The organism is Pseudomonas sp. AC169 (assembly GCF_979258515.1).
This window is the reverse complement of sequence record NZ_OZ409866.1, coordinates 4,166,274-4,189,480: the sequence shown is the minus strand read 5'-3', so window position 1 is coordinate 4,189,480 and position 23,207 is coordinate 4,166,274. Positions and strand designations below refer to the sequence as shown.

25 protein-coding genes are annotated in these 23,207 nt (G+C 59.7%); 9 read left to right on the top strand and 16 right to left on the bottom strand.

All coding sequences use genetic code 11. The annotated features are described in order from the left end of the window. Positions 1–74: 74 nt before the first annotated feature. The gene (locus ACZZ0G_RS18870; RefSeq protein ID WP_463557128.1) at positions 75–1,352 is read right to left on the bottom strand and encodes an NHL repeat-containing protein; all 1,278 of its coding nucleotides are present in this window, start codon (positions 1,350–1,352) and stop codon (positions 75–77) included. Positions 1,353–1,572: 220 nt separating this feature from the next. Between ACZZ0G_RS18870 and ACZZ0G_RS18865 the strand changes: the two genes are divergently transcribed. Then, on the top strand, positions 1,573–2,211 hold the full coding sequence (locus ACZZ0G_RS18865) for a hypothetical protein (protein ID WP_463557127.1): 639 nt from the start codon (positions 1,573–1,575) through the stop codon (positions 2,209–2,211). Between the two features lie 31 nt (positions 2,212–2,242). On the opposite strand, the gene yiaY is transcribed toward ACZZ0G_RS18865, so the two are convergent. Further along, positions 2,243–3,391: an L-threonine dehydrogenase gene (gene yiaY, locus ACZZ0G_RS18860; RefSeq protein ID WP_463557126.1), complete on the bottom strand. Its 1,149-nt coding sequence runs from the start codon at positions 3,389–3,391 to the stop codon at positions 2,243–2,245. Between the two features lie 154 nt (positions 3,392–3,545). Here yiaY and ACZZ0G_RS18855 point away from each other — a divergent pair, with 154 nt between their 5' ends. Continuing rightward, a complete protein-coding gene (locus tag ACZZ0G_RS18855; protein WP_463557125.1) occupies positions 3,546–4,565 on the top strand; it encodes a DUF4917 family protein in 1,020 nt (339 codons plus the stop codon). Between the two features lie 99 nt (positions 4,566–4,664). On the opposite strand, the gene ACZZ0G_RS18850 is transcribed toward ACZZ0G_RS18855, so the two are convergent. Then, on the bottom strand, positions 4,665–5,207 hold the full coding sequence (locus ACZZ0G_RS18850; protein ID WP_134178084.1) for a helix-turn-helix domain-containing protein: 543 nt from the start codon (positions 5,205–5,207) through the stop codon (positions 4,665–4,667). 106 nt (positions 5,208–5,313) lie between these two features. Here ACZZ0G_RS18850 and ACZZ0G_RS18845 point away from each other — a divergent pair, with 106 nt between their 5' ends. Beyond that, a complete protein-coding gene (locus tag ACZZ0G_RS18845) occupies positions 5,314–6,096 on the top strand; it encodes an aldolase (protein WP_463557124.1) in 783 nt (260 codons plus the stop codon). 22 nt (positions 6,097–6,118) lie between these two features. Beyond that, positions 6,119–7,000 (top strand): dihydrodipicolinate synthase family protein, encoded by an 882-nt coding sequence (locus tag ACZZ0G_RS18840; RefSeq protein WP_463557123.1) that lies wholly within the window; start codon positions 6,119–6,121, stop codon positions 6,998–7,000. Between the two features lie 81 nt (positions 7,001–7,081). Here the strand turns inward: ACZZ0G_RS18840 and ACZZ0G_RS18835 are convergent, their stop codons facing one another. The 3 genes from ACZZ0G_RS18835 to ACZZ0G_RS18825 form a co-directional block, all read right to left on the bottom strand. Then, the gene (locus tag ACZZ0G_RS18835) at positions 7,082–7,426 is read right to left on the bottom strand and encodes a YegP family protein (protein WP_463557122.1); all 345 of its coding nucleotides are present in this window, start codon (positions 7,424–7,426) and stop codon (positions 7,082–7,084) included. Between the two features lie 183 nt (positions 7,427–7,609). Beyond that, positions 7,610–7,915, bottom strand: a complete 306-nt coding sequence (locus ACZZ0G_RS18830) for a ribbon-helix-helix domain-containing protein (protein WP_463557121.1) — start codon at positions 7,913–7,915, stop codon at positions 7,610–7,612. Positions 7,916–7,929: 14 nt separating this feature from the next. Continuing rightward, positions 7,930–8,511, bottom strand: coding sequence for a DJ-1/PfpI family protein (locus ACZZ0G_RS18825; protein WP_463557120.1), 582 nt, complete (start codon positions 8,509–8,511; stop codon positions 7,930–7,932). A gap of 279 nt (positions 8,512–8,790) precedes the next feature. Between ACZZ0G_RS18825 and ACZZ0G_RS18820 the strand changes: the two genes are divergently transcribed. Then, positions 8,791–9,696: a DMT family transporter gene (locus tag ACZZ0G_RS18820; RefSeq protein ID WP_463557119.1), complete on the top strand. Its 906-nt coding sequence runs from the start codon at positions 8,791–8,793 to the stop codon at positions 9,694–9,696. Between the two features lie 66 nt (positions 9,697–9,762). On the opposite strand, the gene ACZZ0G_RS18815 is transcribed toward ACZZ0G_RS18820, so the two are convergent. The 4 genes from ACZZ0G_RS18815 to ACZZ0G_RS18800 form a co-directional block, all read right to left on the bottom strand. Next, a complete protein-coding gene (locus ACZZ0G_RS18815; protein WP_463557118.1) occupies positions 9,763–10,980 on the bottom strand; it encodes a class I SAM-dependent methyltransferase in 1,218 nt (405 codons plus the stop codon). Positions 10,981–11,262: 282 nt separating this feature from the next. Continuing rightward, positions 11,263–11,880, bottom strand: coding sequence for a TPM domain-containing protein (locus ACZZ0G_RS18810; RefSeq protein WP_463557117.1), 618 nt, complete (start codon positions 11,878–11,880; stop codon positions 11,263–11,265). Between the two features lie 33 nt (positions 11,881–11,913). Continuing rightward, positions 11,914–12,669, bottom strand: a complete 756-nt coding sequence (locus ACZZ0G_RS18805; RefSeq protein WP_460367747.1) for a TPM domain-containing protein — start codon at positions 12,667–12,669, stop codon at positions 11,914–11,916. A 13-nt stretch (positions 12,670–12,682) separates the two neighbouring features. Further along, the gene (locus ACZZ0G_RS18800) at positions 12,683–13,291 is read right to left on the bottom strand and encodes a LemA family protein (RefSeq protein WP_463557116.1); all 609 of its coding nucleotides are present in this window, start codon (positions 13,289–13,291) and stop codon (positions 12,683–12,685) included. A gap of 261 nt (positions 13,292–13,552) precedes the next feature. Between ACZZ0G_RS18800 and bglX the strand changes: the two genes are divergently transcribed. Further along, positions 13,553–15,844, top strand: coding sequence for a beta-glucosidase BglX (gene bglX / locus ACZZ0G_RS18795; RefSeq protein ID WP_463557115.1), 2,292 nt, complete (start codon positions 13,553–13,555; stop codon positions 15,842–15,844). A 129-nt stretch (positions 15,845–15,973) separates the two neighbouring features. On the opposite strand, the gene ACZZ0G_RS18790 is transcribed toward bglX, so the two are convergent. The 5 genes from ACZZ0G_RS18790 to ACZZ0G_RS18770 all read right to left on the bottom strand — a co-directional run bounded on the left by ACZZ0G_RS18790 (position 15,974) and on the right by ACZZ0G_RS18770 (position 20,318). Further along, the gene (locus tag ACZZ0G_RS18790) at positions 15,974–17,131 is read right to left on the bottom strand and encodes a phospholipase D-like domain-containing protein (protein ID WP_463557114.1); all 1,158 of its coding nucleotides are present in this window, start codon (positions 17,129–17,131) and stop codon (positions 15,974–15,976) included. A 1-nt stretch (position 17,132) separates the two neighbouring features. Further along, complete coding sequence (locus tag ACZZ0G_RS18785) at positions 17,133–17,723, bottom strand: YceI family protein (RefSeq protein ID WP_016982797.1); 591 nt, start codon at positions 17,721–17,723, stop codon at positions 17,133–17,135. 182 nt (positions 17,724–17,905) lie between these two features. Then, positions 17,906–18,202 (bottom strand): amidase, encoded by a 297-nt coding sequence (locus tag ACZZ0G_RS18780; RefSeq protein WP_463557113.1) that lies wholly within the window; start codon positions 18,200–18,202, stop codon positions 17,906–17,908. Then, entirely contained in the window at positions 18,199–19,272 is a 1,074-nt protein-coding gene (locus ACZZ0G_RS18775) for a serine hydrolase domain-containing protein (RefSeq protein WP_463557112.1), read from the bottom strand. Before ACZZ0G_RS18775 ends, ACZZ0G_RS18780 begins: the two co-directional genes overlap by 4 nt. Before the next feature lie 167 nt (positions 19,273–19,439). Continuing rightward, positions 19,440–20,318, bottom strand: a complete 879-nt coding sequence (locus tag ACZZ0G_RS18770) for an acyl-CoA dehydrogenase middle domain-containing protein (RefSeq protein ID WP_463557111.1) — start codon at positions 20,316–20,318, stop codon at positions 19,440–19,442. A 153-nt stretch (positions 20,319–20,471) separates the two neighbouring features. On the opposite strand from ACZZ0G_RS18770, the gene olsB reads away from it, so the two are divergent. Both olsB and ACZZ0G_RS18760 read left to right on the top strand, forming a co-directional pair. Beyond that, positions 20,472–21,227 carry an L-ornithine N(alpha)-acyltransferase gene (olsB, locus tag ACZZ0G_RS18765; RefSeq protein WP_007916280.1) on the top strand — a complete coding sequence of 252 codons (756 nt, stop codon included), beginning with the start codon at positions 20,472–20,474 and terminating at the stop codon, positions 21,225–21,227. After that, a complete protein-coding gene (locus ACZZ0G_RS18760; RefSeq protein WP_463557110.1) occupies positions 21,227–22,021 on the top strand; it encodes a lysophospholipid acyltransferase family protein in 795 nt (264 codons plus the stop codon). The genes olsB and ACZZ0G_RS18760 overlap by 1 nt, the downstream gene beginning before the upstream one ends. Positions 22,022–22,121: 100 nt before the next feature. On the opposite strand, the gene ACZZ0G_RS18755 is transcribed toward ACZZ0G_RS18760, so the two are convergent. Next, entirely contained in the window at positions 22,122–22,706 is a 585-nt protein-coding gene (locus ACZZ0G_RS18755; protein ID WP_463557109.1) for an acyl carrier protein phosphodiesterase, read from the bottom strand. Between the two features lie 170 nt (positions 22,707–22,876). Between ACZZ0G_RS18755 and ACZZ0G_RS18750 the strand changes: the two genes are divergently transcribed. Beyond that, complete coding sequence (locus ACZZ0G_RS18750; protein ID WP_007917068.1) at positions 22,877–23,179, top strand: ArsR/SmtB family transcription factor; 303 nt, start codon at positions 22,877–22,879, stop codon at positions 23,177–23,179. Positions 23,180–23,207: the final 28 nt, after the last annotated feature.

The window sequence follows — 23,207 nt, the reverse complement described above, 5'->3', positions numbered from 1 at the left end:
CGCTGACTGGGGTTCGTCCGAGTCGGCAGGATAGCCCGGATTTCAATCACGTCGACACTGTGATTACCCCGCCGTCAGTCCGCTGCCGTCAACAATCGCACCAGATGAGCCGCTTCATTTTTCTGCCCCAGCAGCAACACGGACGAACCCTGCAGACAGGCATCCAGTGCAATCCACTCGATACCGGCGGCGCCTTCGATATCAAATGCAGGATCCACGGCACCATCGACCAAAAAGCCCCCCGTGAGTAACCGTCGGGAGCCGTCCGAGGTCTGGCCGACCGTGACGATTCGCGGGCCGGGAGAGTCATTCAGCGCGAACCCTGCGCTCCAGCTTTTCAGATCCAGTGACTGCGCGGCTGCGGTAATGACGGGTGTCCCGCGGTTGAACGCTGGATCAGTCTTGCCAGTGAGATCGATCCCGCTGATGAAGCCATGCTGACGTTTCTCCCCGGCGGACGACTCGACGGCAGATCCGATCAACAACAAACGCTGCGCCGATTGCACAACGATACGATTCACCGAGGTTTCAAGCGGTACGCCGGCATTGTGCAGATTCAGCAGCAGCGTGCCTTTCGCGCCGAACGACTCAGCAACCTGCCCGGAACTGTCGTAAGCCATGACCAGGCCCTGATTGGTCACTTCTGTCTTGCCATGGACAAGAATCTGTCCATCGCTTGACTGTGTGACCCCGTGCAACGTGATCGCCAAACTGGAAAGCGTCACGTGAATCCAGCCTTTGCCAGCAAACGCCGGGTCATCCTTGCCATCCAGAGAGAAACGCGTCAACAACCCGCTGCCCCCTTGAGAGGTGACGAAAAGCAATCTGTCCGGCAGCGCTTTCGCTGGCGTGGATTGCGCCAATATCAAGCGCCCGCCCGTGGCATAGTCGAGCGCAGGAATACGCGTCGGCACGACTCGGTAGCCAGTCTGTGCGTCACCAAACTCGGGGTCGAGCGTACCGTCGGATTTGAATCGAGCGATGATTTGCTTGAGCTTGCCCTCGGTATCTGCAAGCACTGCGCTCATCCAGAATGCACCGCTCGCATCGACAACCAGATTCCCGCCTTGTGATAACCGACCCTGCGCAAACTGGCCAGTCAGGTAACCACCCTGGCCGAAACTGCTATCGAGATATCCGTTTGCGAGCAGTCGCGCCAGGCCGTAATGCGAGGCACCCGATGCATCGATGACAGTCGTACTGACCATGATCCGCCCCGAAGGCAGCACGGCGACACTTTTGCCGATGGTTTTGCGCGCATCAGGAAACTGCAGCGTTTGCAGGCCTGAATGGGCGAACGTCTGATCCAGCTCACCTGCGGACTGCGCTCTGTGTGCATTTTCTTTCGGCATGTTCGTGTGCTCCTCGAGAGATCGGAGTCGCCCCCCGTTGTCAGAGCATTCGATCCGAAGCAACCACGCCGGACAACTGACAGAAATGACAGTTTTTTAGAAGAAAACGAAATTACCGACCAAGCGAATGAAGCTAAAAAATTGGTAGTTTTTACAGGTTCGCAAGGAATCACGTCATGCCAACCTCTCGATTCAAATTCAGCCTGAAACGAGAAGAGCAATGAGCACTCCCGTTAAGCCCGATACCAAACCATTCCCGCCGACTATCACGTTCCCCGAAGAGGGAAAGGAAACGGGGGCTGCAACACTGTTCCTCGGCAGCGGTACACCGGAGGCTCTGGTGCAGGTTTGGAACATTGAAGAGACACATTCGCTGGGTGGAGGAAAGGTCAGCGCAAATGGACGATGGGCGTTTAGCTTCAGCGGTGCCCAATACCCGGGTGAGCATGGGATTAAGGCCCGCCAGGAGGTGAAAGGCGAGATGTCAGATTGGAGTGAGGTGCGCAAATACAAGGTGCTCTTGCGGCCCCCCATCAACATTCCGGTAATTATGGAACCGGAGGAAGAAGCCGAGGTAAATACCGTTCCGGTCTTTCATGGCGATGTCACCCAGCCCATTGGCATCGTTAGCATTATCAATTTGGACAACGACCTGGAGATTGCCAGAGCAAACGTCGGCAGCGATATGCAATGGCATACTCAACCTACCCTCCCCCTAGAGGAAGGCAGGTATCGTATATCCGCCATTCACAACATCAATGGAAAATTGTCAGATTGGGGCCGTGTTCGAACGTTTACGGTGATCACTGAGGACGAAGGCAAAGGCAAAGGCAAAGGCAAGGGCAAGGGCAAAACCTAGCATCCAAGCCCGTTGCCCTCGTCATGACCGCTCAAAACGCATTGCGAAAAATCTCCTCGATCTGGCGATGGTCCGCCGCCCGAGGATTGGTCAAACCGCAGGCGTCTTTCAACGCATTGCTCGCGAGCAGCGGAATATCACTGAGCTTTGCGCCGAGTTCACGCAAGCCACCGGGGATCTCGACATCCCTGGCCAGACAGCGGATTGCTGTGATCGCCGCCTGAGCGCCCTCTTCTGCGCTGAAACCGCGAATATCGGCACCCATGGCATGGGCGACATCGGTCAGCCGCTCGGCACACACCAGCGCATTGAACGTCTGCACATGAGGCAGCAGCACGGCGTTGCACACGCCATGGGGCAAGTCGTAGAACCCGCCCAGTTGATGCGCCATCGCATGTACGTAACCGAGCGAGGCATTGTTGAACGCCATGCCGGCGAGGAATTGCGCGTAAGCCATATTCTCGCGTGCGGCGAGGTCGCTGCCGTCGCGCACAGCCAGGCGCAGGTTGTTGCTGATCAGGGTCATGGCTTTCAGCGCACAGGCGTCGGTGATCGGATTGGCGGCAGTCGAGACATACGCTTCGATGGCGTGGGTCAGCGCATCCATGCCAGTGGCAGCCGTCAGACCTTTGGGCATGGCGACCATCAATTCCGGGTCGTTGACCGACAGCAGCGGCGTGACGTTGCGATCGACGATGGCCATTTTTACGTGGCGTGATTCGTCGGTGATGATGCAAAAACGAGTCATTTCACTGGCGGTGCCGGCGGTGGTGTTGATCGCGATCAGCGGTAGTTGCGGCTTGCTCGATTGATCGACGCCTTCGTAATCACGGATCTGCCCGCCGTTGGTCGCGCACAGGGCAATGCCTTTGGCGCAGTCGTGCGGCGAACCGCCGCCCAGCGAGACGACGAAATCGCAACGACTTTCCTTGAGCAGCCCCAGCCCCGACTCGACATTGGCAATGCTCGGATTCGGCTTGGCGCCGTCGAAAATCACCGAATCGATGTCCTGCATCGCCAGTTTCTCGGCGACCATCGTCGCCACACCCGCCTTGGCCAGCCCAGTGTCGGTGACGATCAGCGCCTTGCGAAAACCGTAGTTGCGGATCGCGACCATGGCTTCGTCGAGGCAGCCACTGCCCATGATGTTTACCGCCGGAATGAAAAAGGTGCTGGTCATGCGCGTGACTCCTGACAGGGCCGAATCGATTGCTGGAATCCGGCGGGTAGACACAGCATCGACCGATCAGTCATGGCGGATGTTGATCTGGCTCAATGCCCGCTCGTGATAAAGTCGCCGCCCATCAGCCCTTTGTTTTGAGACCGCCTACGCAATGACCGATTTTCTCGATGTCGACGCCACCCTCGAAGACTGGAGCGCCCTGCGCGCCGCGACCGACTTCAGTGGCTTGCTGGTGGGCAACGGTGCCAGTCGCGCGGTCTGGGATGACTTCGGCTATGACTCGCTGTTCGAAAACGCCCGTACGGTGGAAGAGAAACCGCTGAGCCCGTCGGAACTGGCGGTGTTCGACGCGATGCAAACGCGCAGTTTCGAGCAGGTCCTCGGCGCGCTGAAAACCACCAGTCGGGTCAACAAGGCACTGGCCGTCAGCTCAGCGGCGCCGCGCAACCGCTACTACGCGATCAAGGAAGCGCTGATCAACACCGTGCACGCTGTGCACATTCCGTGGCGACTGGTGAAAGCCTCGACTCTGGCGACGCTGAATGAAGAACTGACGCGTTATCGCACGGTGTTCACCACCAATTACGACTTGCTTAACTACTGGGCCGTGCAACACAAAACCGAGGTCATCGATGACCTGTTCAACGGTGCCAATGCCAGTTTCGATCTGAGCGAAAGTGCCTCTGAAAAACCGCGTTTGCTGTACCTGCACGGTGGTCTGCATCTGGTGCGCAATCAGGACGGCACCGCGCGCAAACTGACTTCGACCGAAGGCACGTTGCTCGGCAGTTTCGCGATCAACAACACGATCAAGACGCTGGATGACGTGCCGCTGTTCGTCACCGAAGGGCCGAGTGCGGACAAGCTCAAGAGCATTCGCAGCTCGGATTATCTATCGTTCTGTTATGAGCAATTGCTCGGGCACGGCGGCAGTTTGTGCATCTTTGGCCATGCCTTGGGCGAGCAGGATGCGCACATTGTGCGGGCATTGCGTTTGGCGAAACCGGCGACGGTGGCGATCTCGATTTATCCGCGCAGTGCGGCGTTCGTTCAGCATCAGAAGCGGCATTACGCGCAGGTGTTCGAGGGCACAGGGGTTGAGTTGCGGTTTTTTGATGCCAAGAGCCATGCGCTCGGCAGCCCGAAATTGTCGGTGCCGGTCGAGGTTTGATGTAAACCGGTCTGACGCCTTCGCGAGCAAGCTCGCTCCCACATTGGAACGCGGTCTACTGTGGGAGCGAGCTTGCTCGCGAAGCTTTTAGCAGACAACTCATTCCTCAGCGCTGTGCACCACCACCAGCAACTGCGCCTGCACATCCCCAACCGACCTTATCCGATGCGGTTTCTGCGCATTGAAGTGCAACGCATCGCCGCGCTCCAGCAGCACCTTCTCGTTCATGAAGTCCACTTCAACCTGCCCTTCATGAACGAATAGAAACTCCTCGCCCAAATGCTCCTTGAAGGTTTTGTCGCTGAACTCGCTTGGCGGATAGATGATGAACGGCAGCAGGTTGCGTTCGCTGACCTGATGGGCCAGCACCGCGTAACCGGGGCTCTGATCATTGGCGGCGAGTGACTGGCGCTCATGGCTGCGCACCAGGCTGTAGCTGTCGAGGCTGACGTTGTCTTCGGAGAACAATTCCTCGACTTTCACATTCAGCGCTTTCGCCAGTTTCAACGCGGCAGCGATCGACGGGGTGTTCAGCCCGCGCTCGACTTTGGACAGATAACTCTTGGTCATGCCGGATTTTTCAGCCAGTGCCTCAAGCGTTACGCCAAGTTTTTTTCTCAACAATTTCAATCGGATAGACATTCGCGACGGTTATTCCAGCAAGGAAGCGACGATTTGTGCTTGCCAATGACACTTTGTGTCATATAGCCTCTTTCGTGTCATTTGCACTCACCCAAAGGACACAGACATGGCCAAGACATTAGCACTACCCAAAGACCAACTGGTCAAGCAAGCGCTGACCCAGATGCAAAAAAGCCTGGCGGATAATACGTGGACGGACCGGCAAAAGCTGGCCCTGACCTGCCGGATTCTCTTCGAGAACGGCCACGACTCAGGGCTCGCCGGGCAAATCACCGCCCGTGGCCCGCTGCCCGGCACCTATTACACTCAGCAACTGGGCCTGGGTTTCGACGAAATCACCGCAAGCAATCTGCTGTTGGTCAACGAGGATCTGGAAGTCCTCGAAGGCCACGGCATGGCCAACCCGGCCAACCGTTTCCACAGCTGGGTGTACCGCGCTCGCCCGGATGTGAACTGCATCATCCACACCCACCCGACCCACGTCGCGGCGTTGTCGATGCTGGAGGTGCCGCTGCAGATTTCCCACATGGACCTGTGCCCGCTGTACGACGACTGCGCATTTCTCGAGGGTTGGCCGGGCGTGCCGGTCGGTAACGAAGAAGGCGAACTGATTGCCGGTGCGCTGGGCGACAAACGCGCGATCCTGCTTTCACACCACGGTCAGTTGTCGACCGGTACGACGATCGAAGAAGCGTGTGTCATCGCCCAACTGATCGAACGCGCGGCCAAGCTGCAACTGCTGGCGATGGCCGCCGGCACGATCAAGCCGATCATCCCTGCACTGGGCCGCGAGGCGCATGACTGGATCGCCAAGCCGAAACGCCACGCCGCCGCCTTCAATTACTACGCCCGGCAGAACCTGCGTCAACACGCCGATTGCCTGAACTGAACCCTGCTACGGAGAGATTCCCATGTCCACTATTCACGGCATCATCGGCTACACCATCACCCCGTTCGGCGCCAACGGCGAAGGGCTGGATCTGCCCGCCCTCGGTAAGTCGATCGACCGCTTGATCGACAGCGGCGTCCACGCTATCGCGCCATTGGGCAGCACCGGCGAAGGGGCTTACCTGAGCGATGCGGAGTGGGATCAAGTCGCCGAATTCAGCATCAAGCATGTGGCCAAACGCGTGCCGACCATCGTCAGCGTGTCCGACCTGACCACCGCCAAAGCCGTGCGCCGCGCGCGCTTCGCCGAAGCCCACGGCGCCGACGTAGTGATGGTGCTGCCGGCCTCGTACTGGAAGCTCACTGAAGCGGAAATCCTCGCCCACTACCGCGCCATCGGCGAGAACATCGGGGTGCCGATCATGCTCTACAACAACCCGGCCACCAGCGGCACCGACATGTCCGTAGATTTGATTCTGCGCATCGTCAATGGCGTGGAAAACGTGACCATGGTCAAGGAGAGCACCGGCGATATTCAGCGCATGCACAAGCTGCAATTGTTGGGCGACGGTCAGGTGCCGTTCTACAACGGCTGCAATCCACTGGCGCTGGAAGCGTTCGCTGCCGGGGCGAAAGGCTGGTGCACGGCGGCGCCTAATCTGATTCCGCAGTTGAACCTGGATCTTTATGACGCGGCCATGGCCGGCGATCTGGACCGCGCGCGGGATTTGTTCTATCGCCAGTTGCCGCTGCTGGATTTCATCTTGAAGGGTGGTTTGCCAGCGACGATCAAGGCCGGGCTACGTCAGACCGGGCTTGAAGTGGGCGATCCGCGCTTGCCGGTGTTTCCGTTGAGTGAGGCGGGTCAGACGCAGCTGCAAACGATCCTGAAAACCCTGCGCTGATCTCACTGACACAAAGCAAATTAAATGTGGGAGCGAGCCTGCTCGCTCTCACAGGGATTTTTGGTGGATTTGAAAATGGGTTCAGAGGACCGGCAAGGTCTTGTCCTTGATCACTTTGCTCGGCCCGTTCGCCTTCACACTGGCAATGCCTTTATCGCACGCCGCCTCCGAGGAATACGCTTCGCTGCTGCCGATGATCTGGTGATTGGCCGCTTTCAGGTTGAAATACGGATGGCCGTCCTTCGTCGACTTTTTCTCGTAGCGTTCCTCCAGCGGACTGTTGATCTGTACCGAAGCAATGCCGCTGTCCGCCGCCGCGCGGGTGGTGTACAGCTCACTGGTCAAAATGGTTTCGGCATTCGCCGCTTTCAGCACGAACCTGAACTGGCCGTTGCTGCTTTTACTGATTTCGTACCATCCGGACATGCTCGTTGCTCCTTGGCGATTGAGAGATTTCGCGCCTGTGAGTAAAGACCAGCCCCAGCCTTCTGTCGCCTGTACCGGCCCCTTCGCGAGCAGGCTCGCTCCCACATGGGACCGCATTCCAGTTGCAGAACGCGGTCGAAAGTGGGAGCGAGCTTGCTCGCGAACGGGTCGCTGCGGTGCCGGCTATTTCACCACCGCCCGCACCACCGAAAACTCCGGCGCACTCACCCGCCGCTGACTCAGATAACGCGTACAACTCACCCGCAAGAACGAAGCAAAATTCACCACCTCGCCGCGATAATCCATCACCTCTTCATACAGCTTGGCGATCAGTTGGTTGGTGGTCATGCCATCGACCTCTGCGATTTCGCTGAGGATGTCCCAGAACTGATTTTCCAGGCGCAGCGTCGTCACCACGCCGCAGATGCGCAGCGAGCGCGAGCGTGACTCGTAGAGAATCGGGTCAGCCTTGACGTAGAGCTCGCACATCGGCGAAACCTCGTTTACAGGGTGATTTTAGTGCCGAGCAAGCCGAGGAAACCGGCCAGCCAGTTCGGATGCGCCGGCCACGCCGGGGCGGTGGCCAGATTGCCTTGAACGTGGCCTTCCGTCACCGGAATGTCGATGTACGTACCGCCCGCCAGGCGCACCTCCGGGGCACAGGCCGGGTAGGCGCTGCATTCGCGACCTTCAAGAACGCCAGCTGCTGCCAGCAACTGCGCGCCGTGGCAGACCGCCGCAATCGGTTTGCCGGCCTTGTCGAAGGCGCGCACCAGATCGAGGACTTTTTCGTTGAGGCGCAGGTATTCCGGGGCGCGTCCGCCTGGGATCAACAGCGCGTCGTAGTCCGTCTCTTTGGCTTTGGCGAAGTCGAAGTTGAGGGCGAACAGGTGACCGGGCTTTTCGCTGTAGGTCTGGTCGCCTTCGAAGTCATGGATCGCCGTGCGCACGGTTTTGCCGGCGGCCTTGTCCGGGCACACGGCGTGGACGGTGTGACCGACCATCTGCAGGGCCTGGAATGGCACCATCACTTCGTAGTCTTCGACGTAATCGCCGACCAGCATGAGAATCTTTTTCGCGGCCATGGGGAGGACTCCTCTGGAAATTGCCTGGGAGTATTCAAGGTAGACCTTATCCAGCGGCTCGGGTAACAACCGGCTACTACCTGAAAGACCGTGTCATCGTTCTTCGCGAGCAGGCTCGCTCCCACATTTGGAATGCATTCTCCTGTGGGAGCGAGCCTGCTCGCGAAGAGGCCCTCAAACTGTACGCCTAAGTCCGTGCCTAGCTGTAACACTCCTAAATTCGCGGATTATGGCTAGATGAGGACACCTCCCAGCCACCTACGATTCTGGTCTCCCCTCATGTCCTCGCGCGAAAACACCGGCATGGCCCTCGGCCTGCTCGGCGTGGTGATTTTCAGCCTCACCCTGCCTTTTACCCGCATCGTGGTGCAGGAACTGCATCCATTGCTCAACGGTTTGGGCCGCGCATTGTTCGCGGCGATTCCGGCGGCGTTGCTGCTTTTGTGGCGGCGCGAGAAATGGCCGACGTGGCAGCAGGTCAAAGGTCTGAGCCTGGTGATCGCCGGGGTGATCCTGGGTTTTCCGGTGTTGTCGGCGTGGGCCATGCAAACCTTGCCGGCGTCTCACGGTGCGCTGGTCAACGGCTTGCAACCGTTGTGCCTGGCGCTGTATGCCGCATGGTTGTCGCACGAGCGTCCGTCGAAAGCCTTCTGGGCCTGCGCGGCATTGGGCAGTGCGTTGGTGCTCGGTTATGCGTTGTACACCGGGGCGGGCAGTATTCAGGCGGGTGATCTGCTGATGCTCGGAGCGATTGCCATCGGTGGTCTGGGTTATGCCGAGGGCGGCCGTTTGGCCAAGGAGATGGGCGGCTGGCAAGTGATCTGCTGGGCGCTGGTGCTGTCGACGCCGCTGTTGATCGGGCCGGTGTTGTACCTGGCGCTGCAACATCAGGGCGCGGTGTCGGCGAAAACCTGGTGGGCGTTTGGGTATGTCGCGTTGTTTTCGCAGTTTCTCGGATTTTTCGCTTGGTACGCCGGGCTGGCCATGGGCGGGATTTCCCGGGTCAGTCAGGTCCAGTTGCTGCAGATTTTCTTCACCATTGCGTTTTCGGCGCTGTTTTTTGGTGAACATGTCGAGCCGATTACCTGGGTGTTTGCCTGCGGGGTGATTGCGACTGTGGTGCTCGGGCGAAAGACCACCATCAAACCCCATGTGGGAGCGAGCCTGCTCGCGAAGGCGGACTGACAGTCAACGATGATGTTGGCTGTTAGGGCCCCTTCGCGAGCAGGCTCGCTCCCACAGGGTTTTGTGTCAGGCCAGGTAGCCGTCAGCGCGCAGCAGGGTTTCCAGGCAGTGCTCGCTGATGTTGTAGAAGGCTTTCAACTCTTCGATCTTCACCAACAACTGAGCCGGATCCACCGGCTCGGCGCGCTTCACCGCGAGAATCATCTTGTTCTTGTTGGTGTGTTCCAGCGAGATGAACTCGAACACTTTGGTCTCATACCCGCAGGCCTCAAGGAACAACGCACGCAGGCTGTCGGTGACCATTTCCGCCTGCTGCCCGAGGTGCAAACCGTATTGCAGCATCGGCTTGAGCAGCGCCGGGCTCTGGATCTGCAGACGGATCTGTTTGTGGCAGCACGGCGAGCACATGATGATCGACGCGCCCGAACGAATGCCGGTGTGGATCGCGTAGTCGGTGGCGATGTCGCAAGCATGCAGGGCGATCATCACGTCCAATTCACTCGGCGCGACGCTGCGCACGTCACCGCACTTGAACACCAGCCCCGGATGATCGAGCTTCGCCGCCGCGGCATTACACAGGTTGACCATTTCCTCACGCAGCTCGACGCCGGTCACTTCACCCTCGGCTTTCAAGGTGTTGCGCAGGTAGTCGTGAATCGCGAATGTCAGGTAGCCCTTGCCCGAACCGAAATCCGCCACGCGCACCGGTTTGTCCAGCGCCAGCGGCGACGAGGTCAGCGCATGACTGAACACTTCGATGAACTTGTTGATCTGCTTCCACTTGCGCGACATCGCCGGGATCAGCTCGTGCTGGGCGTTGGTCACGCCGAGGTCCTTGAGGAACGGTCGGTTCAGCTCAAGGAAACGGTTTTTCTCACGGTTGTGCTCGGCGGATGGAGCTTCGCGCAATTGCTGAGGTTTGCTCTTGAACAGCGAACTCTTGCCCTTTTTGCTGTATTCGAGCTGGGCTTCGTCGGTTACGGCGAGCAAATGCGCATTTTTGAACGAGACCGGCAGCAGCGCGGCAATCGTCGCCACGCCTTCACTCAACGGCAGGTTTTTGGTGATGTCGCGGGTTTTGTAGCGATAGACAAAGGACAGGTTCGGCTGCGCCTTGACCGTCACCGCTTTGATAATGACCCGCTGCAGTTCCGCCTCTTCACCGACGTATTTGGCCAGCACCAGTTTGATGAAGCCGTTCTGGTCGAGGCTGGTTTGCAGCAGCTCGACGAACTGGGTGTGGTGATCGGGCGCGGGTTTGGTGGCAGGAGCAGTAACGGACATGGAAAAGCGGCCTCGGACGGGCGAAATCGGGAATGGCGGGTATTTTAGGGGGGATGGAGGTTGGGGACACGTTCTTATTTACCGAACGGTTGGTTAAAGCGGCCCTCACCCTAGCCCTCTCCCAGAGGTAGAGGGGACTGATTGGGGGATATTGACGAGATACACCGACTTGAACGATTTGCTTTGAATCCATAATCGACACGGTTTTTCAGGTCGATGTCGAGCGCAAGACATCTCGGTCGGCCCCCTCTCCCTCTGGGAGAGGGCTGGGGTGAGGGGCTTTCAGGCCAACACCACTAGACGATTCGGCAACTCATTCCTCACCTGCGTCACTGGCACATGCACCTTCAGCAATTCCCCGCACGCTTCGATGCAAGTGACAAACCCCTCCAGCGTACGCCCCTGCCTGACCTGCTCGGTAAACGCCGCCACAATCGCATCCCAGGATTTATTGTCGAGCCGTTTGGAAATCCCCTCATCCACCAGAATCTCCACATACCGTTCAGCCTCGCAGACAAAAATCAGCATCCCGGTGCTGCCCACGGTGTGATGCAGGTTTTGCTCAAGAAACTGCCGCCGCGCCAAATTCGACGCGCGCCAATGGCGTACACGACGCGGGATCAGATGGGTGGTGATTTTCGGCAGACGAAACAGCAGGCACAGCACGATAAACGCGCCCCACTGCACCAGCAGCAGGCTGTGCATGGTCAGCCAGCCGGTCAGGTAGTGGACGACGCCCGGCACCACCAAAGCCAACAGGCTCGCCCACAACAGCGGGATGTACGCATAGTCATCGGCGCGCGCCGCGAGCACTGTCACCAGCTCGGCGTCGGTGTCGCGCTCGACCCGGGCGATCGCCTCGGCGACTTTGCGTTGTTCGTGTTCAGTCAGTAATGCCATGTTGAAAAGTGCCTGCTCATTATTCTTTTAAGGTCACCAGCCGCCGGATGAACCACCGCCGCCGAAACTGCCTCCGCCGCCGCTGAAGCCTCCACCCCCACCGCCGCCGCCAAAACCACCACCACCGCCGAAGCCGCCCCCTCCTCCGGAGCCTCCCCGGCCGGCAGGCAGGATACCGAGCATCTGGCAGACAAACACCGTCAGGATGAACAACATCACCAAAAACACGAACAATCCCGGATGCCGCGAGATGAAATCATCGGACGGGTCACCGCTCGACTCATATACCGTCGACGGCTCGTCGAGCGGATTGCCGCCCAGCACCACCAGCATCGCCGCCACGCCATCGCTGATGCCTTTGCTGAAATTTCCACTCTTGAACGCGGGCGTGATGACTTGATGGATGATCACCGACGTCTGCGCATCGGTCAGGCGGTCCTCCAGGCCATAACCGACTTCGATACGCAGTTTGCGCTCGTCACGGGCGACGATCAGCAGCGCGCCGTTATTCTTGTCCTTTTGCCCGATGCCCCAGTGCCGCCCGAGCTGAACGCCGAAGTCTTCAATGGTCGTGCCTTGCAGATCCGGCAACGTGACGACAACCAACTGCTCGCCGGTCGCCTGTTCGTGGGCCTGCAACTGCTGGCTCAGTTGCGCGCGCACTGATGGTTCGAGCATCTGCGCTTCGTCCACCACTCGCCCGCTCAGCGCCGGGAACGTCAATTCGGCCCGGGCGCTGACGGCGAACAGCCACAGCATCAGCACCAGGCCCATTTTCAACACGCGCATGGACAACCTCGAATCAGAATTTCACTTCCGGGGCCTTTTCCGCGCCGGGCGTGGTGGCTTCGAAGGTTTCGCGGACCGGCAGATCGCTGTACATCACGCTGTGCCAGAGGCGACCGGGGAAGGTACGGATCTCGGTGTTGTATTTCTGCACCGCCAGAATGAAATCGCGGCGCGCCACGGCAATGCGGTTTTCCGTGCCCTCGAGTTGCGATTGCAGGGCGAGGAAATTCTGGTTGGCCTTCAGGTCCGGGTAGCGCTCGGACACCACCATCAAGCGGCTCAATGCGCCGGTCAGTTGATCCTGCGCCTGCTGGAATTGCTTGAGCTTTTCCGGGTTGTCGAGGGTGCTGGCGTCGACCTGAATCGAGGTCGCCTTGGCCCGGGCTTCGATCACTGCCGTCAGGGTTTCTTCTTCATGCTTGGCGTAACCCTTCACGGTTTCCACCAGATTGGGGATCAGGTCGGCGCGGCGCTGGTACTGGTTCTGCACCTGGCCCCATGCGGCTTTGGCCTGTTCGTCGAGGGTCGGGATATTGTTGATGCCGCACGCCGTCAGCAACGTGGCCAGCACCAGCAGCGTGGCGACCTGCAAACGCGAGCGATAGGTTGGACTTGCATTCATCGCAGTGATGCTCCTTGGCACATATCATTATAAAAACCGAGCGCGAAACATTCTCAGCGGGCTCTTGGGGCATAATCGGCCGCGTCGCTGGATTACGACGGGGCAATGGGCTAAAAAGTGCCCTGCGTGATCATGCTGCCAAGTGTCGGCTGCCGTTTTTGGCTCTGTTTCTTTGAGCCTGTACCCGAACAACAATAGTCGCTCCCTAAATTTTGGCTGGCCGGCGTTGCATTGCCGCTTGGGCCCTTGAGAAAAATATTCATGAAGAAGCTGTGTTTGCTGGGTCTGTTCGTCAGTCTGGCCAGTCATCAAGTAGTGGCCGCTACGACCCCGGTACCCCTGGAAAACAAGGACGCGTTCATCAGCAACCTGATGAACCAGATGACCCTTGATGAAAAGATCGGCCAACTGCGCCTGATCAGCATCGGCCCGGAAATGCCCCGCGAGCTGATCCGCAAAGAGATCGCTGCCGGCAACATCGGCGGCACCTTCAACTCGATCACCCGCCCGGAAAACCGTCCGATGCAGGACGCGGCCATGCGCAGCCGCCTGAAGATTCCGATGTTTTTCGCGTACGACGTGATCCACGGTCACCGTACGATTTTCCCGATTCCGCTGGCCCTCGCGTCGAGCTGGGACATGGACGCCATCGGCCAGTCCGGCCGTGTTGCCGCGAAAGAAGCCGCCGCCGACAGCCTCGACATCACCTTCGCGCCGATGGTCGACATCTCCCGCGACCCGCGCTGGGGCCGCAGCTCCGAAGGGTTCGGTGAAGACACCTACCTGACTTCGCGCATCGCTGGCGTCATGGTCCGGGCCTACCAGGGTGCTACACCGAGCGCCGCCGACAGCATCATGGCCAGCGTCAAGCACTTCGCCCTGTACGGCGCCGTCGAGGGTGGCCGCGACTACAACACCGTCGACATGAGTCCGGTGAAGATGTACCAGGATTACCTGCCGCCGTACCGCGCCGCCATTGATGCCGGCGCCGGCGGTGTGATGGTCGCGTTGAACTCGATCAACGGCATTCCGGCCACGGCCAACACCTGGCTGATGAACGATTTGCTGCGCCGCGACTGGGGCTTCAAAGGCCTGGCGGTCAGCGACCACGGTGCGATCTTCGAACTGATCAAGCACGGTGTCGCTCGCGACGGTCGTGAAGCGGCGAAACTGGCGATCAAGGCCGGCATCGACATGAGCATGAACGACACCCTGTACGGCAAAGAGCTGCCGGGGCTGCTCAAGGCCGGCGAGATCGAACAGAAAGACATCGACAACGCCGTGCGTGAAGTGCTCGCCGCCAAGTACGACATGGGCCTGTTCAAGGATCCGTACCTGCGCATCGGCAAGGCTGAAGATGATCCGGTCGACACCTACGCCGACAGCCGTCTGCACCGCGCCGAGGCCCGTGAAGTTGCGCGTCGCAGCATGGTGTTGCTGAAGAACCAAAACGAAACCCTGCCGCTGAAGAAAGACGCGAAAGTCATGCTGGTCGGCCCATTGGCCAAAGCCCCGATCGACATGATGGGCAGTTGGGCTGCCGCCGGTAAGCCGGCGCAATCAGTGACCCTGTTCGACGGCATGAGCTCGGTGATCGGCAACAAGGCGAACCTGATCTACGCCCGTGGCGCCAACATCACCAGCGACAAGAAGGTCCTGGATTACCTGAACTTCCTCAACTTCGACGCGCCGGAAGTGGTCGATGATCCGCGCCCGGCCAACGTGCTGATCGACGAAGCAGTGAAAGCCGCCAAGGACGCTGACGTGATCGTGGCAGCGGTGGGCGAATCCCGTGGCATGTCCCACGAATCCTCCAGCCGCACCGACCTGAACATCCCGGAAAACCAGCGCGAGCTGATCCGCGCGTTGAAAGCCACCGGCAAACCGCTGGTATTGGTGCTGATGAACGGCCGCCCGCTGACCATTCTCGAAGAGAACCAGTCGGCTGACGCGATTCTGGAAACCTGGTTCAGCGGCACCGAGGGCGGCAATGCCATCGCTGACGTGCTGTTCGGCGACTACAACCCGTCGGGCAAACTGCCGGTGACTTTCCCGCGCTCCGTGGGCCAGATCCCGACGTACTACAACCACCTGAGCATTGGCCGGCCGTTCACGCCGGGCAAACAGGGCAACTACACCTCGCAATATTTCGATGACACCACGGGGCCGCTGTTCCCGTTCGGTTATGGCCTGAGCTACACCCAATTCGCCCTGAGCGACATGGCGCTGTCGTCGACCACCCTGAACGCCAGCGGCAAGCTCGACGCCAGCGTGATGGTGAAGAACACCGGCAAGCGTGACGGCGAAACCGTGGTGCAGCTGTACATTCAGGATGTCACCGGCTCGATGATCCGCCCGGTGAAGGAACTGAAGAACTTCCAGAAAATCATGCTCAAGGCCGGCGAACAGAAAGTCGTGCACTTCACCATCAGCGAGGATGAACTGAAGTTCTACAACGCCCAGCTCAAGTACGCAGCAGAGCCTGGCAAGTTCAACGTGCAGATCGGCCTGGATTCCCAGGACGTGACGCAGCAGAGCTTTGAATTGCTGTAACCCCCCGGCGCCCCTGATCGTTCCCACGCTCCGCGTGGGAATGCCTCAAGGGACGCTCCGCGTCCAGTGACGCGGAGCGTCACGGGCTGCATTCCCACGCAGAGCGTGGGAACGATCAACGGTGAGCGACTAGCCGCGGCGGTCGAGAATGTTGACCACCACCCGATCCACCCAGCCCCACACCCGCTGCTTCACCCGTCGCCACAACGGCCGGCGCTGCCACTCCTCAAGACTCACCAACTGACTCAGTCCGAAGTCCTTCACAAAACTCGCCTCGACCGCTGCCGTCAACGACGGATCCAGCGCCTCCAGATTCGCCTCCAGATTGAAGCGCAGGTTCCAGTGATCGAAGTTGCACGAACCGATGCTCACCCAGTCGTCGACCAAGACCATTTTCAGGTGCAGGAAGCACGGCTGATATTCAAAAATCTGCACCCCGGCCTTGAGCAGTCGCGGGTAGTAGCGATGCCCGGCATAACGCACCGAAGGGTGATCGGTGCGCGGCCCGGTCAGCAGCAAGCGCACGTCGACTCCGCGCGCCGCTGCCTTGCGCAGGGAGCGGCGGATTTTCCAGGTTGGCAGGAAGTACGGCGTGGCCATCCAGATGCGTTTTTGCCCGCTGTTCAGCGCGCGAAACAGCGACTGCAGAATGTCGCGATGCTGGCGGGCGTCGGCATACGCCACGCGGCCCATGCCCTCACCCTTGTCCGGCACCCGTGGTAACCGTGGCAAGCCGAAATGCGCGGCCGGGCGCCAGGCGCGGCGATAGCGGTTGGCGATCCACTGACGATCAAAGAGCAATTGCCAGTCGATCACCAACGGCCCACGGATCTCGACCATCACTTCGTGCCATTCGCTGCTGTCATGACCCGGGGTCCAGAACTCATCGGTGACACCGGTGCCGCCGACCACCGCCAGACATTGATCGACCAGCAGCAACTTACGGTGATCGCGGTAGAAATTACCGACCCAGCGCCGCCAGTTCAGCCGATTGTAGAAACGCAGTTCGACCCCGGCATGAGTCAGGCGCTGACGCAAATTGAGCGTGAACGCCAGACTGCCGTAATCATCGAACAGACACCGCACCCGCACGCCCCGCTCGGCGGCCAGCACCAACGCTTGCACAATGGTTTCGGCACAGGCACCGGCCTCGACCAGGTACAGCTCGAGTTCGATCTGTTCCTGCGCGCCAGCGATCTGCTCGAGCATGCGCGGAAAGAATTGCGGGCCGTCGATCAACAATTCGAACCGGTTGCCGTCGCGCCACGGGAACACCGCGCCGCGCATGTCAGCGCGCCGTGAAAATCAGCACCGCACCCACCGGCACCGACAGACTGATGGCCGACAAGTCGGCGAGTTTGCGCAGGCTTTCCAGCCCCGGCGCGAGGTCGAAATCCTCGGCGTTGATCACCAGCGGCTCCAGAGTCACCACTTGAAAGCGGCGGTCATCGAGACGCGTCGCCAACAATTCAGCGGGGTATTCGTGTTGTTTGCCGTGCAGGTTGACGGTCAGCGGCAAACGCAATTCCAGCTGCGCGCCGGGGGCCAGATCGTTGATCGGGCGCAGATCGATCTGGGTGGTGATGGTCGCTTCGGGGAATTGCTCGATCTGGAACAGCTCCTTGCGCATGCGCTCATCGCGCAGCGGGATGCCGCTGTTGATCGAGTCCAGCTCGACTTCGACTTCAGCGCGACCGTTAGGGTCGACCTTGCCGTGCAGCACCAGAAAGCGCTGAACTTCGGAAACATTGGCGTTTTTCGTGCTGACGAACGACAGCCGCGACGACTCGCCGTCCAGGTACCAATTGGCCTGCGCCGGCAGCGCGACGGCGGCGAGCAGCAGGCTGGACAGGGTTGCACAGAGGGAGCGGTTGAACATTGAACACTCGTGGGGCCGATAAACCTGCACGAACCTTAACCGCCCACGCGGTTATTGCAAACTGAAGATCATCCAGTGGGAGCGAGCCTGCTCGCGAAGACGTCATCTGCCTCAACAGAGAAGGTGCGCCTGCTATTGCCTTCGCGAGCAGGCTCGCTCCCACAAAAAACCATCGGGTGTTTTCAGGGATTGAGACGACAGCCCTGGCGTTCGCTTTGCCAATGCGCGCTGTTGCTGCGGCCCATGCCGCTGACGGTGATGGTTTTACTGGCACTGTCATCCGTGAAACCGCTGGTCGGCAGCCATTGTTTGACATAGCCACGGCAATATTCGGAATCGTTGTTCATCACGTAACGGCACGAACAATATTCCTTGGCGGTGTACGCACTGATGATGTCCGGAAACGCCCACAGATTCTCGCGCTCGTAAACGCCCCAACCGAGCAGCAGGACAAGCAACAACAGCAAAAAGCGCTTCATGGCTGCACCGCCTTCAACACACGCTTAAGCAACTCGTTGTGGCGATAACTGCCGTCGCGATCATCGGCGTAACGCACGATCACCAGCCTCTCGCCAGGAATCACGTACAACGCCTGGCCCCAGTGACCAAGGGCTGCGAAGGTATCGGGCGGTGCATCGGGCCACGGAGACGCGGCGCCATCCGCCGGACGATTGAGCCACCACTGACCGCCGGGCACGGCTTCGTCCTGATGAGCCTTGTAACCGGCGAACGGTTTAAGGTTGAACGCGAGCCAGTCTTTGGGCAGCAATTGCCGATCATTCCAGCGCCCGTCGCGGGCCATCAACAGACCGACGCGCGCCAGATCCCGGGCTGTCAGGTAAGCGTAAGACGAGGCGACAAACGTGCCGCTGGCATCGGTTTCCCACACGGCGTGGCGAATGCCCAAGGGCTCGAACAACGCCGTCCACGGATAATCCGGATAACGTTGTGGGCCGACGATGTTTTTCAACGCTGCCGCCAAGAGATTGCTGTCGCCACTGGAATAACGGAAGGTCTGCCCCGGTTCGGCGTAGGTGTCGTGCTCAGCGGTAAATGCAGCCATGTCGCGATGACCACGGGTGTAGAGCATCGCCACCACCGATGATTTCAGTGGCGCGTATTCGTAGTCCTCCTGCCAATCGATGCCGGACGCCCAGTGCAGCAGATCGGCGATTTTGATGGCGGGATGTTTTGCCAGCGGCGGGTAAAACTTCACGGCTGGATTGTCGAGTTTGAACAGGCCTTCGCCGTAAGCGACGCCGAGGACGGTGGCCATCAGGCTTTTACTGATCGACCAGGTCAGGTGCTGTGTTTGTGCTGTGGTCGGGCCGGCGTAGCGTTCGTAGATGATCTGGCCGTCGCGGATGATCAGCAACGCGTCGGTACGGATGCCTCTACGGGTGGTGTCATCGCGGGGTGGGAAGGCGTAATTTTCCAGTGCCTCTGTATCGGTGACCTTCGGGCCGGTTGGCCATTCTTCGCCCGGCCATTGTTCGGCGTGGACGGTGAAGCTGATCAGCAACAGGAACAGGGTCAGGCCTTTGCACATGGGGAGGGCTCTGGGAATCAACCTGCTGAGATTAGTCGGGGTTTATGACAGATGTGTGGTGTTGTTGAGGCCGCCTTCGCGAGCAGGCTCGCTCCCACAGTTGAGCGAGTTCCTTCAGTTGGAATGCCATCAAACTGTGGGAGCGAGCTTGCTCGCGAAGAGGCCAGTCAAGCCTGCGCCAACGCCTTGGCCAACCGCTTGGCCCGAGCGCCGGAGGCCAACTGCATCACCCCCTGATCGCGCTGCCACATCTGCGCCCACTCTGCCGGCCCGTCAGCCAACGCTTGGCTCACCTCCCCCTCCAGCGCTTCAAACTGCGCAAACAATCCACCCAACAACACATGCCCGGCCGGATTGTTCGGCGGTTGCCGGCTCGCCTCGGCACAACCGGCCAACAGCGCCAGCAAACGCAGTTGCAGCGCCTGCGGCCAGTCACTGTCCTGCCCGACGCCATACAACCACGCGGTCATCGCGCTCAGCACGTAGACATCCTCAAGGGTGCGAAACGGTTTGACGTAAGCATCCCAACCATCACCGGCGAGCAACTCACACAACGCCCCATCAAGCTGCAAGCGGCCATGACTGATGTCCGGCATCAACGGCAGCGCCGGCAGTTTCTCCACGGTCACGCCGGGTTCGCCGGGATAGACCACGGCCAGACTCAGGCGCGGCGTTTCACCCGGTGCTTCACTGCGCGCAGCAATCAGCAACCAGTCCGCCGCATCGCCCGCCGTGACGAAATCCTTGCGTCCACTCAAGCGCAAATCGCTCAGCCTTGTGTGCATGTCCGCCGGGCGCAAACTGCGCTGTTCGGTCGCACACAAAGCGCCCAGGCTCAGCGGCGCACTCGGCCACAACATGCGCAAAGCCGCTTGATAACCGACCAGAAACGCCAGCCCCGGCGTCGCCATTCGCCGCCCGCCCGCGACCGCCAATTCGAACGGTGTGACGTTACCCAGTTGCTGCAACAACGTCGCAAAACCCTCGGCCAGGTCAGCAACGGCGGGTAATCGGTCACGGCTGTGCAGCAGATCTGGCCAGGGCATAAGAGGCTCCTTGTGGGCTGTCATATAAGCATCACCGAACGTTCATGGCGATGACACCGGGGCTACATAGCCTGACTTTGCACAACACGGCTGCATAAAGAAAGTCGATCGGCTGCAACCCACGACGGGTTAAAGGCCCGTACGGAGATTCACATGACTCAGATCGCCCGCATCAGCGACACCGGCAATGAACGCCGCCTGCAAGCCGAACGCCTGATCGGCGCCGAGGCCTTGCAGCAAGCCCAGGCCCTGCGCTTCAACGTCTTTAGCGGCGAGTTCAACGCCAAGTTGAAGGGCGCGGAACTGGGTCTGGACATGGATGATTATGATGTTCACTGCAGCCACATCGGCGTACGTGACTTGAACACCGGGCGCCTGGTGGCGACCACGCGTTTGCTCGATCACACGGCCGCCAGCAGCCTCGGCAAGTTCTACAGCGAAGAAGAATTCAGCCTGCATGGCCTGGCGCATCTGCAAGGCCCGATCCTCGAAATCGGCCGCACCTGCGTCGACCCGGCTTACCGCAACGGCGGCACCATCGCGGTGTTGTGGGGGGAGTTGGCCGAAGTGCTGAATCAGGGCGGCTACAGCTATCTGATGGGTTGCGCGAGCATCCCGATGCAGGACGGCGGCATCCAAGCCCACGCGATCATGCAGCGTCTGCGCGAACGGTATCTGTGCACCGAACACCTGCGCGCCGAGCCGAAAAATCCGCTGCCGACGCTGGATATTCCATCGAACGTGATCGCGGAAATGCCGCCGCTGCTCAAGGCCTACATGCGTCTGGGCGCGAAGATCTGCGGCGAGCCATGCTGGGATGAAGATTTCCAGGTCGCCGACGTGTTCATCCTGCTCAAGCGCGACGAACTCTGCCCGCGCTACGCCAAGCACTTCAAGGCGGCGGTGTGATGAGCCGGTTGCGCGTGTACGCGCGGATCGCGCGGGTGCTGCTGGTGGTGGCGCTGGGTTTGACCATGGCCAGCGTCTTCGGCGTATTTGAACGGATTGGCCTGGCGCATTCGATGGAGCGGCGTCAGCGCTGGTCGCGGTTCTTCATGGCGCGCCTGAGCAACGCCCTGCCCTTTCGCCTGACCGTGCACGGTGAGCTGCCGAAACAGCCGATGCTATGGGTCAGCAATCATGTGTCGTGGACTGACATTCCATTGCTTGGCATGCTCACGCCACTGTCGTTTCTATCCAAGGCCGAAGTGCGTACCTGGCCGGTGGCCGGTTGGCTCGCGGCGAAGGCTGGCAGCCTGTTCATCCGTCGCGGTTCGGGCGACAGCCAGTTGATCCGCAAGCAGATGACCCGTCACCTGCAAACCGATCATGCGTTGCTGATGTTTCCGGAAGGCACCACCACCGATGGCCGTTCTTTGCGCACCTTTCACGGTCGTTTGCTGGCGGCGGCGATTGATTCCGAGGTGATGCTGCAACCGGTGGCGATCCGTTATCTGCGTGACGGCAAAATCGATGCGCTGGCGCCGTTCATTGGCGACGACGATTTGCTCTCGCATCTGATGCGTTTGTTCAGCAACGATTGCGGCGATGTTGAAGTGCACATTCTCAAGCCGATTGCCTGTCAGGGGCGTGAGCGTGCGGCGCTGGCATTCGAGGCGCAGCAGGCGGTGCAGAAGGCGTTGTTTGGTGAGGTGGCGAAACCGTCTGAACCGCGTCGTGCAGGTGAATTGATTGCTGCTTGAAATCCCCCCTGTGGAAGCGAGCCTGCTCGCGAAAGCGGTGTTTCAGCCAATATAGATGCTGAATGAAACGCCGCCTTCGCGAGCAGGCTCGCTCCCACATTTAGATCCTCGGTGATTCGGGGTTTTGTGCGAAGTCCTGGAGTTGGGGGTAAAACAAGCGGAAGTCTTCGCTAAGCGGCTCATACAACCGCCGCAACTCCTGCATCGCCCCCGCCAGTTCTTCCGGCCGGGTCAGACGCCGCGAGATCCCGCGCAACACCTGCTCCAGCACTTCAAATTGCTGATACGAACCCAGCCAGTCATTGGCGACCATGTGCGGGGCGATCTTCGCCAGCCGCTCCGGCAGTTGCCGCTCGTGGCTCAGCACCCGATACACGTCAGCGGTGAAAACCTCCAGCGGCTGATCGGCATACAGCCGCCAGTCCCGCGCCAGGCAATGATCGAAAAACACATCGAGCACGATTCCGGCATAACGCCGGCGCGTCTCGGTAAACCGCCCCAGCGCGACGTCCACCAGCGGATGGCGATCGGTGAATACGTCAATCCGTCGATGCAGTTGAATGGCTGCTTCCACCTCCGGCGCAAACTGCCCTTGCAGCCGGCCTTTGACGAAGTCGCCATACAGACTGCCGAGCAGTTGCCCGGGGCGCTGGCCACCGAGGTGTAAATGTGCGAGATAGTTCATGGGCGCAGCTTAGCACTGCGGCCCATAAGCCATACACCCATGTATCGTTATAACGCGATATACCAATTTATGCTGACGTCAGATCAAAATCATATTGGTGTATCGCGATCTAACGATTTATATTTCGCCACATCGCGATATAGCGTTGTACACATTGTGAGCACCCTGCCATGAACCTCGACCTCGACGAAATAATAAAAGCCCTGGCGCACCCAGTACGGCGAGACATCCTCAACTGGCTGAAAGACCCGAAGAACGAATTTCCGGAACAGTTGCACAACCACGAGTACGGCATCTGCGCCGGGCAGATCGATCAACGCTGCGGCCTGTCGCAGTCGACTGTTTCCGCACACCTCGCAACGTTGCAACGCGCCGGTCTGATCAGCAGCCAGAAGGCCGGGCAATGGCACTTTTTCAAACGTAACGAGGACGTGATCCAGGCGTTCCTCAGCACCCTCAGTAAAGAGCTCTGACCCTTAACGTCAGCCAGCCGACAAGGAA